Raw genomic sequence first — 9,096 nt, 5'->3', positions numbered from 1 at the left:
CGAGCGTCTTAGACAACGCGAACGCCCCAACCAGTGCAGCCCCACCGATGATAGCCGCAGCACCAAACGAGCCCACAGACGCAACCAGAGCAGCAGGAAGCCATGCGGCCATAGTTGTACCAGCAGAGGCAGTGCTCGCCGCAGTGGTAGTGGCAAGGCCACCTACCTGCGCCGCAGTAGTGGTAGCTATCGCCGCATTCTGAGCTGTTGCACCCATGATGGCGGATTTGGCTTGTTGGATACCCATTTGCACGAACGTATCAATTACGTCGTTCAGAATGGTATTGCCGATTGAGCGGAGTGCGTCGTTAGCTGACATACTGCCCGTTATTACTCCAGTTAACGCATTGGATGCTTGACTACCAAACGCATCAACCGCAGCGCCCAAAGCTTCATAACCGATGCTTTGCTGAGTGAAGAGCGCCCACTGAGCCGCGATACGCTGCTGCTCGTACTGAGTATTAGCAGCATTCATCAATGCAAGTCCATTAGCAGTGATCTGGCCCTTTTGGGTTTCAAACTGTTGGATGAGCGCTAATTCTTGAGCGTGCTGGTTGGCAAGGCGTCGCACCGGATCTACCTCACCTTGAGCCTGTTGCTGTGGTGTCACCACCTGCCCTGCACGTATTTTTGCTAAAGCGACCTGGTGCTTCTGTTCTAACTCCTCGCTAGCCTGATTATATTGCTCTTGAGAAATTATAAGCTGACCATTGGTATCTTTTTGGTCTTTCAGACTATCAAGCGTCTTTCTCTCAGCGGCGTAATCAGCATTCTCTTTTAGGATTGGGACTGCATTCTGCGCCTTAAGCGCAGCAACTTTATCCCAAGCGGCCGCAGCATCACGCTCAACCTGTGCAATCTGCTGTGGCGTGGCATTTGTTAACTTCTGCTTTGCTGCAAGAATCGCCTGCTCGCGTGAAAGGTCGCTTGTTGAGTCAGCCGATAAATTTGCTTTTTGGCTATATTCTTCAAGAACTTTCACGTTCCGTTGCTCTTGAGTTTCAGCCTTCTTAGCCTCCGCGGTTGCGTCCTTGGTGGCCTTTTTATTGTTTTGCTGCGCCTGTTGAGCATCAAATTCAGCTGCGGCCCTGTCACGGGCAAGGTTAACATCCGCCTCTGATCCACCGAGTTTCCTAATGTCCTGCTCAGCCCTTAATTGCGCTCGCTTCCTGTCATTAATCTCGCTCTGAAGTGTTACCTGATCCTGTAGCTTATCCAGATACTCCTGAACATCTTTCGGGCGTTCAACCATGAGGCTGCTGGAGTTGAATTTGTCTTTTGCCTTGGCAGCAAAATTAATCATATCTCCCAACTTGCTCATCATGCCGGCAGCAATTCCCGCTTCCTGTCCATCCCTGCGGAGCAAATCAATACCTTGCTTCATCGTTCCGTTCAGCGTAGCGCGACCAATGTTAATAGCGTTTTGGGTCTGGCTTAGCCTGTTCTGGGCCTTCTCCAGCTCAAGGGTGGCTATAGCTAGGTTATCCTGTGCGCCGCCAAGCGCCTCGGCAGCCTGCCGCCCTCTCGTTGTATTCGTACCCCAGTTTGCAATTTCTCGCTGTTGTCGCTGGACAGCAGATGTCGCGTCATTGAATTCCTTTTGTGCGTCGGATACCGCGTCACTTAATTCAGGCAGGCTTTGGCTTAGCTTTCCTATCGTTGCCGCCAGCTCTGTATGCGACATCGTCTGGAATTTTGAGCTCAGGTCGTTAACGCTATCTGCAAGGGCATTAGCGTCATTCCTGGCCTCTTTTGCGCGCTGTGAAAAGTAAAGGATTGCACTAGCAGCAAGCATTGCCGCTCCGGCAGGCCCACCAATTAACCCGAGAGCCCTGCTAGCCAGGCTGGCGCCAGTTGAGAGAGCCATTTGAGCGGCCCTGTTTGCCGCCAGTGCTCGATTATAATTATCAACCGCACCAGCGGCCGCAACCCTGGCTACGGACAAGCGCTGCTCAGCTGCCGCAGCGTTGGTTTCGCTGATAGCAGTTAGCCGCATCATTTCTGCAAGCCTCATTTCATCTAAGGCCCGTTCTTTTGCGACCGCCGCAGCCCTGAGGTCTGCCGCTGCTTTATTCGCGGCAGCTTGAGCTGCTAATGATTCTTCTGCTGAAAGCGTACGAGATGCGGCAGCTGCTTTAATTTTGGCCGCAGTGGCCATAGTTAAGGCGCCGACATATCGACTCCCAAGAATAGCCGCGACACCAGTCAGCAACGCGCTCAGTCCGCCAATATTTTCACTGATGGTGACGACTGCATCACTGAAAATTGCCGCGCCTGTTTTAACCGTAGAATTTTCACCGAAGAACTTAGTGATGTTATTGCCAGCAACCTGAAGAGCCTGGCTGATAGTCGTAGTGGTGTTGGCAAATTCAGCACCGATTACACTCCCCTGGGAAAGTAAACCGTTAACCACAACATCTGTCGTTAGCTTGCCCTGTGCCGCCATGTTGCGCATCTGGCCGATGCTGACCCCCATAGAGTCAGCAAGGGCTACGATAAGGCGGTTACCCTGCTCGTTTACAGAGTTGAATTCCTCACCGCGTAACGCGCCAGAGGCTAAGCCCTGAGATAGCTGAATAATGGCATTTTCAGCCTCTTGCGCCGTTGCGCCTGAAACCACAAATCCCTGATTGATAATCGTGGTTAATTTTGCCAGATCCCCAGCGCTGGTTCCGTATTGCCGGGTGGCCCTCTCTAAACGCGCATATAGGGATGCTGTTGCATCCAGGCTGCTTCGGGTTTGCTGCGTGATGTTGAACACACGTTCGGTTACATCAGCAAGTTGTTCAGATGGGCGAAGAGAGTTGGATAATTTGTTATTAACCGTGGCCCATGCGTCAGCATATTCAGCCACCTGCTGGACAGAAAGGGCTGCTGTAAGTGCAACCGCAACACGGGACAAGCTCGACATCGAACGCTCTGTGGTATCAATAGAGCGTGATGTTTTATCAAATCCCCGTTCCATCAGATCAAGGCGCTGATTTACACGCTGCTGCGAAGTCAGCAGACCTTGCACATCCATCTCAATGTCGTAATAAATGCTGCCAGCGTTCTCTGCCATACCTTTCTCCGGGCAATAAAAAACCCCGCCGGAGCGAGGTTGTTATTATTTATCTTTAAGGTGCTCGCTTTACACGGCCATATTGAAAGTTTGCCGTAGAGTCGTACATGACACCATTGGCGAACATGAACACATAAAGCTGATTTCCTGTGTAACCACCATAACTGTTTTTGGCATTGACCTGCACACCAACGACTTGACCATACGTTACACCACCACCCGTTGAAGAAAGGGAGCCATCTTGCGAATAACCTTTGAATGGAGGCTCAAACGTATATCTAGCTGACTCCGGGTCTTTCAGAATGGATGTCATGTGATTTTTAATTTGCTGCTGATAATCAGCCGGCAAGGTGCCGTAATTTGCAGTTGATATTGCCACTTGCGAAGGTGGCTTTGGTGCGCATCCAGCAATAACAAACGACGACGCGGCTAAAACCGCTGCCAATAAAATCTTCCTCATATCCATATCCCCATTGGTTTGTTTTCGACAGATTAGCAGGGATACAAGGGAACGACAAAACCCGCAGTTAAGCGGGTTTAATTGCCAGAGTGCAAATTTGCACTCTGAATTAATTTCAATGCGTTATGCTACATCAGCACCGTGAATCAGGTGGCGAAGTGCCTGAACCCCTTCGGCGTTATAACGGAACGCTTCGACCTGTTTGTCTGAGTGCCTTGACTTATCCAAGAAGAACTTTCCGTACTGCTCTGTTTTCAGGTTGTGTTTATTAGCCACGCGCCCAACCTTGTTTGCAGTGCAACCGATCTGCGCTGCCACCTCGCCAGCTGTTGAGTAATGCTCTTCAATCACCGGCAGCGGCACAACTTCGTGGCCGAGAAGCGGGTTAACAAGAGTGGCAACGATCACCTGGTTAGCCGATTCACCAAGCCGCGGGAACATTGACATCAGCTCGCGGGCCGATGCGATGTTTTTCTCCAAAGCCTGAGCTTTGAGTTGCTCCGCTTTGGCAAGCCGGTACTCAGGAAGACCAGAATTGCTCGTGGTTGGAAGTTGGATAACCTGCATGTCTTCCAGCTTATCAACCAACGAGCGGCGAACGGCTTTTGACTCGCGCGCGGCCACGCGAAGAGCTTGCTTGATGCTCATCTCTGCCACCTCTACCGGGCGCCCTCCGATACCGCCAGAGGGTTTTACAAAAATCTTGTAAAACTCCCCCTCAAGCTCGTCTTTAATGCGATCCATGAAAACATTGTTACGAACATCTTTTTCACCGCATTGCTTACGCGCCTGATTTACCATTTCAAGCAGTGACTGGCTGTCAATGGTTTTATCAGTGACAATGGAGCCTACATTTGCTACATTCTTAGAAGTCATTCGACATTCCTTATGTGGTAGTAAGGGTGTGACATTGAAGCCAGCAGCTGAACCCTGCTGGTTTTTCTTTTTGCATCACTGCAACATCTCCTGTCTCAGGTGTGGTAATACCCTGCTCCAGTTATCATCCTTCCATGGGTGAAATTCGATATGCGCCGTCTCGCGCTTAATGATCGCTCTGGCCTTGTTAATTGTCCGCGGCAACTCCTGCCCGATCGTGTGAAAATGCCCCGCCTGCCGATGCTCGTCCACCTTCAGCAATGGAGTAACGCTCTCACAGGCTGTCAGCATGATGTCACTCGCTCGCCACAGCCAGGCAAGTGAGGAAAGCTCTTCATCAGTGAACTGCTTGGCAATCGGCGAATGTGCCACTTCGCGATCCAGAATATCCAGCACCCAGCGACGGAACTCTTTGGCAACATCCGTGCGGGCAAACATTGCGATCAGATGTGCACCACGCAGTGAGAAAACACGCACTTTTTTTCGGTAATTTCCTGAGGTCACTGATTCGATGACCTGAGTCATTCCGCTAGTAAACTCGTCAGAGTTTTGGTTAAACAGATTCGTTACAGACTTCGAGCTTTTGTATTGAAGAGCATTGGCGATTTCGGCGGAGGTAAGCCAGATACCAGTCATGCCAGCAACCGGAACAATAGCTTTACCGTGGAAGTTGAGATCTGATTTTGCTACAATATTCATGTCGATATTTCCTTTCCTGGATTTGTTCGATAAGAAGCCCAGAGTGTTAGCGCACTTCTGGGCTTCGCTGTTTTTAACGACCATTTGCCACCTCTTCGCGAACCCCTTTAGCCAGCAAACGAACAATCGCAGAATTCAGTGAAATACAATCCATTTCTGCCAACCGGCGAATTTCCTGATCTAAACGAGCGGGAAGCCGCAGGTTCAGTTTGATGTTTTTACGTTCAGTGAAAAGTGTATCTTGCATTATCCAGTCTCCTATTGGGGCCAACTTGACACCTGATACTAAGTTAACACCATTGCTGAATATGTCAAGTTGGCCCCATAATAATTTTATGATTTTCATTAGGTGATTTTATGAGCAAGTACCCCAGCCAGCTGCAAGACAAGTTCAATCTGCGATTTCCAGACGGCATGCGCGACGCCATAGCCGAACGAGCCAAGAGAAACGGCAGATCTATGAACTCAGAAATTGTGCAAATCCTTGAGGATGCCTTAAACAAAGAATCAAGCGAAGAAATCCTATACACGGACAATGATGTCGCAGAGTTATTGGGGGTGTCTGTCGAAACAATACAAAAACTAACGTCAGCACTGAGAGAAAACGCAGAGACGTTAAAAACGGTGAACGTTGCACTAAAAAAAATAACCAAAGGATAACTATCTGAAATCTGCAAATACTCACGTTATCGTGCACCGTTCTGCTGGAGTTTAAAGTGATGTGAAGATACATGGACATCTCCAGATGAAAGCCCACCTGAGTGGGCTATCTGTTCTTCTCTTTCTCCATCATCGCCTGCCAGCGGCGATCGTCCTCGTCCATGACATTGTCGTACTCTTCGCGGGTGAAGCCCTTTTGGTTTGGATACTTAGCATTCAGAAGTAAGATGAACTCCGTCATCGTCAGGTTTTCAGCCTCTTCCCGGCTTATACCGAAGTGATTTCGTGCCGCCATGATGTAGTCAGTGGCGCGAAACTCCGACGTGGTCTCATTGCTTTCATGGCGCTGCAACTGGCGAATCTTCGCCTTACCGACAGCTCCGTGCATCATCAGGTTTTGCGCGACGATGACCATGCTCTCCGGCGGCATGCTGCCAGGGCGCCAGACGAAGCCGCGTTTGCGGCCTTTCCCCGGACGCATCCAGCCGACCAGATCACCTATATCATCGTCGCAGCACGCCGTAAGCACGGTATGCGCCGCCATGATGGCTTTGCGGGTCAGTAGCCCGCTCTGGATATATCTCAGCACGCAATCCGGGAGACGGCTGTACTCGTCGTGGATATAGGCCTGTGCTGCGCGCTGTACCAGTGGCGTCGCCTCATCGTTGCACAGGTCATAGAACGTCTGGACGATTTCAGCAGGCTCGCCGATGCGCGCCATGTTGCGGAATGACGGCCGGAAAAAGAATTCCCGGTCATCGGCACCGATAACGCATTCGCCTAATTCTTTGATGGGGGTCATAGTCGCTCCATAAACAGTATCAAGGGCGCCGTTACGCCCTTTGTACTATTCACGACGTGGTTAGCTGATCGTGACCGTGCACGCCACCGAGGTGATTTTGACCGGTGTCGCTGAGGAATCAGTGACCTCGCAGGTATAAACCCCGGCGTCACCAGATACGGCGCTCGCTTTGTTAAACGTTGCCGTGGTTTGCCCGCTGACGACGGAGCCGTCTTTTTTCCACACGTAGGTGTATGGAGATGTGCCGCCTTCAACCACCACCGGCATGTTAAGAGCGGAGCCGGTAGCAACGGATTTAGTCGGTGCCAGGTTCGCGGTGAACGCCAGCGCCGGCGGAGCAACTTCAAATACCACGGTATCCGCATCGGCAACCTTCCACTCACCGGAGAAGGTCGAAATATCAGAAGTGCCGAAGTCGCCAGACCATGAGGTAGTGTTGAAATACCCCAAGACATAAGTGCCTGCATCTTCACCAGCGAAGTCGAAACGGAGCCACAGCGTCGGCTGGCGGCCAGCCTGCACTTCATCGAAAATATATTTCGAGATAGCGATGGCGCCGATTTCAGTCGTTTTATCTTTTTTGCGGAACTCTCCTTCCCCTGAGATGGTGAGATCCATGTTGTTGACCAGGTTCTCAACCAGACCCTTCGTATCGTCAGCCTCAGAGCTAACGGTATTCATGGAGTAGTCGAAACCTTTCGTGGTTAGTGCGCCCAGGCGTTTCCATTCGGAAAGAGCAGGAAGAGTATCAGCACAGCCCATAGCCGCGCGGAGTACCGCTACTTTGCCAATCAGCTTGCCGGTATCATTAGCACAGCCTTGCATGTGTACCTCTCAAATAAAAAAGGCCGCCTGATGGCAGCCTGATGGGTGATTCTGGCGATTATTCGCCGTATGTGCAGGAGATGAGCAGTCGGGTTACTAACCGACCCTCTTCGGTTGGTATTGCCGCAGGGACATTGCCGACAAGCTGCAGCGCGCCGACGCAGTCATCAGCACCCGATTGCACGCTGATGTATTCGACGATGGCGTTTACCGCGGCATCCGCAGCATCGGGATTTGAGCTCGACGAAATGACATCGACCATTACGTACCAGTCGCCGCCGCGGTCGTATTCGATATTCGTACCGCCAGAAGGCCTGAACACGATGAACTGATCGGCATCCTTTCCGGTGTCGCGCCATAGCCGCCACTGAACCTTAAACCCTGCCGTTAGCCCCTCGGCCATAAACAGGTCTTTCAGGCGCATGTACATCGGAGGTGTCATAGCGAAAGCTCCTTCTTAACCGCGGCGTCTATCTGGCTGCGGGTATCCTCGAAGCCTTTCGTTAAGAACTCTTTCTGCGCAGTCGCGCGCCGGAAGTTCTGCTTCACTTCAGGGTCGTGAACAAACACCGCATAGTTAGCCGTATAGCCAACACGCCCGGTCACCCGCACGCCGTTAGCAGTGATTTCCCGGAACTGGCTATTGATGAGCGTCGACGTATCAATCGGGGTGTAGAGTGCCGCCTGTGCACTACCGATGAGCATTGCCGACTGCAACGCGCGCACAACCTTGCGCCCCTGCACGTCCTTAATGATGCGGTCGAGATTGGCCTTAGCCTGGCGGATGCCGCGAACTTTAGCGCCCATGCCTATACTCCCGTAATTATTGCGAAATCGTCAGCCAGTCGCTCGAATGTATCGGCGAACTGAACGATCTGCCGTATCTCGTCGGCCTCATCCGGCGGCGCAGCAGCTGAAGATGCACCAATCAGGATGTAGTCACCATCCCTCGCCGCGGCGTACTCGCTCCATATCGTGTTTTTAACCACAATTTCCCGGCCGAGGTCGCCAATTTTCGCAGAGAGACCGCCCTGGTAGTCGCAGAGAATGGCGATCGGCGTCTCCCACCCGTACGGCTGACCTCCGCCGTCGGTATCACTACCGTCGGCATCGCGTATGCGCCGCCAGATTGTCGCCGTCGCGGTATAACTCCAATTCGCTACGCTGCTCACTTATACCCTCCGCGTTGACCACCACTACAGACCCTGAGCCGTTTAGTGCACCAGGTATAACCATGCACTTACGCGGCATGACTGTCGTAGTGGGATGCTCTCCAACTATGAACGTGCTTACTGATGCAATCACTCCACCCTTCCGCCTACTCATTCCCGCCACCTCAGCACGATTGCCCCTGTAGCCTGTATGCGCGGGCAGTTAATCATCCACTGCCCGGCGCCGTTAACGTAAGCCGTGGTCTGCTGGCCGGTATCGGTGATCACCCACACCCGGGTGAACGTGCGCGGCAACCGCTGCTGCACTGAAATCCAGGTCATCAGCAGCCACCGACGACCAGAAACAGGCCCACGCTGTTACCGGCGCTTATCGGGAGCTCACTGGTGCAGCCGCTGGTATCAAGCCGGGCCAGCGAGTCACGCAGCCAGGTAATCCCGTCTTCGCCGTAGTCGAACGAGCGCGATGCCCCCGATGGCGCCCCCTGCGATTTGATTCGCCGGGCACCGGAAGACGTCGCCATGAGCGCAGCCGCATACATCA

General features: G+C 52.3%; 12 protein-coding genes and 1 pseudogene. 1 reads left to right on the top strand and 12 read right to left on the bottom strand.

All coding sequences use genetic code 11. The annotated features are described in order from the left end of the window. The 5 genes from GVK32_RS27990 to GVK32_RS27970 form a co-directional block, all read right to left on the bottom strand. Positions 1-3,061, bottom strand: a 3,061-nt coding sequence (locus tag GVK32_RS27990; protein ID WP_159874079.1) for a tape measure protein, incomplete at its 3' end; no start/stop codon positions are given. 55 nt (positions 3,062-3,116) lie between these two features. Beyond that, positions 3,117-3,521, bottom strand: coding sequence for a hypothetical protein (locus GVK32_RS27985; RefSeq protein ID WP_159874077.1), 405 nt, complete (start codon positions 3,519-3,521; stop codon positions 3,117-3,119). 123 nt (positions 3,522-3,644) lie between these two features. Then, positions 3,645-4,397 (bottom strand): hypothetical protein, encoded by a 753-nt coding sequence (locus GVK32_RS27980; RefSeq protein ID WP_159874075.1) that lies wholly within the window; start codon positions 4,395-4,397, stop codon positions 3,645-3,647. A 75-nt stretch (positions 4,398-4,472) separates the two neighbouring features. Next, positions 4,473-5,180: a P22AR C-terminal domain-containing protein gene (locus tag GVK32_RS27975; RefSeq protein WP_159874073.1), complete on the bottom strand. Its 708-nt coding sequence runs from the start codon at positions 5,178-5,180 to the stop codon at positions 4,473-4,475. Next, positions 5,170-5,343: a hypothetical protein gene (locus tag GVK32_RS27970; RefSeq protein ID WP_064146734.1), complete on the bottom strand. Its 174-nt coding sequence runs from the start codon at positions 5,341-5,343 to the stop codon at positions 5,170-5,172. The genes GVK32_RS27975 and GVK32_RS27970 overlap by 11 nt, the downstream gene beginning before the upstream one ends. 110 nt (positions 5,344-5,453) lie before the next feature. On the opposite strand from GVK32_RS27970, the gene GVK32_RS29335 reads away from it, so the two are divergent. Beyond that, positions 5,454-5,756 (top strand): Arc family DNA-binding protein, encoded by a 303-nt coding sequence (locus tag GVK32_RS29335; protein ID WP_227697917.1) that lies wholly within the window; start codon positions 5,454-5,456, stop codon positions 5,754-5,756. Positions 5,757-5,862: 106 nt separating this feature from the next. Here the strand turns inward: GVK32_RS29335 and GVK32_RS27960 are convergent, their stop codons facing one another. The 7 genes and pseudogenes from GVK32_RS27960 to GVK32_RS27930 all read right to left on the bottom strand — a co-directional run. Next, positions 5,863-6,558, bottom strand: coding sequence for a DUF6246 family protein (locus GVK32_RS27960; RefSeq protein WP_159874071.1), 696 nt, complete (start codon positions 6,556-6,558; stop codon positions 5,863-5,865). A 60-nt stretch (positions 6,559-6,618) separates the two neighbouring features. Continuing rightward, positions 6,619-7,383 (bottom strand): immunoglobulin domain-containing protein, encoded by a 765-nt coding sequence (locus GVK32_RS27955; protein WP_159874069.1) that lies wholly within the window; start codon positions 7,381-7,383, stop codon positions 6,619-6,621. A 58-nt stretch (positions 7,384-7,441) separates the two neighbouring features. Further along, entirely contained in the window at positions 7,442-7,825 is a 384-nt protein-coding gene (locus tag GVK32_RS27950; RefSeq protein ID WP_159874067.1) for a hypothetical protein, read from the bottom strand. Next, entirely contained in the window at positions 7,822-8,190 is a 369-nt protein-coding gene (locus GVK32_RS27945) for a hypothetical protein (protein ID WP_024358937.1), read from the bottom strand. Before GVK32_RS27945 ends, GVK32_RS27950 begins: the two co-directional genes overlap by 4 nt. Positions 8,191-8,192: 2 nt before the next feature. Continuing rightward, positions 8,193-8,555 carry a hypothetical protein gene (locus GVK32_RS27940; RefSeq protein ID WP_159874065.1) on the bottom strand — a complete coding sequence of 121 codons (363 nt, stop codon included), beginning with the start codon at positions 8,553-8,555 and terminating at the stop codon, positions 8,193-8,195. A gap of 150 nt (positions 8,556-8,705) precedes the next feature. Continuing rightward, positions 8,706-8,876, bottom strand: coding sequence for a 50S ribosomal protein L13 (locus tag GVK32_RS27935; protein WP_159874063.1), 171 nt, complete (start codon positions 8,874-8,876; stop codon positions 8,706-8,708). Continuing rightward, positions 8,876-9,096 (bottom strand): annotated as a pseudogene (locus GVK32_RS27930) (hypothetical protein); the annotation flags it as partial. The gene GVK32_RS27935 and the pseudogene GVK32_RS27930, both read right to left, overlap by 1 nt.

Source organism: Klebsiella sp. 18074, assembly GCF_902705905.1.
Classification (GTDB): Bacteria; Pseudomonadota; Gammaproteobacteria; order Enterobacterales; family Enterobacteriaceae; genus Klebsiella; species Klebsiella terrigena.
The sequence above is the reverse complement of the archived record's forward strand: the minus strand, read 5'-3'. Positions and strand labels throughout refer to the sequence as shown.

What these genes read in the sequence shown, in the direction of transcription:
- GVK32_RS27985 (WP_159874077.1), bottom strand. Translation starts at nt 3,521, where the DNA reads ATGAGGAAGATTTTATTGGCAGCGGTTTTAGCCGCGTCGTCGTTTGTT.
- GVK32_RS27980 (WP_159874075.1), bottom strand. Translation starts at nt 4,397, where the DNA reads ATGACTTCTAAGAATGTAGCAAATGTAGGCTCCATTGTCACTGATAAA.
- GVK32_RS27975 (WP_159874073.1), bottom strand. Translation starts at nt 5,180, where the DNA reads ATGGTCGTTAAAAACAGCGAAGCCCAGAAGTGCGCTAACACTCTGGGC.
- GVK32_RS27970 (WP_064146734.1), bottom strand. Translation starts at nt 5,343, where the DNA reads ATGCAAGATACACTTTTCACTGAACGTAAAAACATCAAACTGAACCTG.
- GVK32_RS29335 (WP_227697917.1), top strand. Translation starts at nt 5,454, where the DNA reads ATGAGCAAGTACCCCAGCCAGCTGCAAGACAAGTTCAATCTGCGATTT.
- GVK32_RS27960 (WP_159874071.1), bottom strand. Translation starts at nt 6,558, where the DNA reads ATGACCCCCATCAAAGAATTAGGCGAATGCGTTATCGGTGCCGATGAC.
- GVK32_RS27955 (WP_159874069.1), bottom strand. Translation starts at nt 7,383, where the DNA reads ATGCAAGGCTGTGCTAATGATACCGGCAAGCTGATTGGCAAAGTAGCG.
- GVK32_RS27950 (WP_159874067.1), bottom strand. Translation starts at nt 7,825, where the DNA reads ATGACACCTCCGATGTACATGCGCCTGAAAGACCTGTTTATGGCCGAG.
- GVK32_RS27945 (WP_024358937.1), bottom strand. Translation starts at nt 8,190, where the DNA reads ATGGGCGCTAAAGTTCGCGGCATCCGCCAGGCTAAGGCCAATCTCGAC.
- GVK32_RS27935 (WP_159874063.1), bottom strand. Translation starts at nt 8,876, where the DNA reads ATGACCTGGATTTCAGTGCAGCAGCGGTTGCCGCGCACGTTCACCCGG.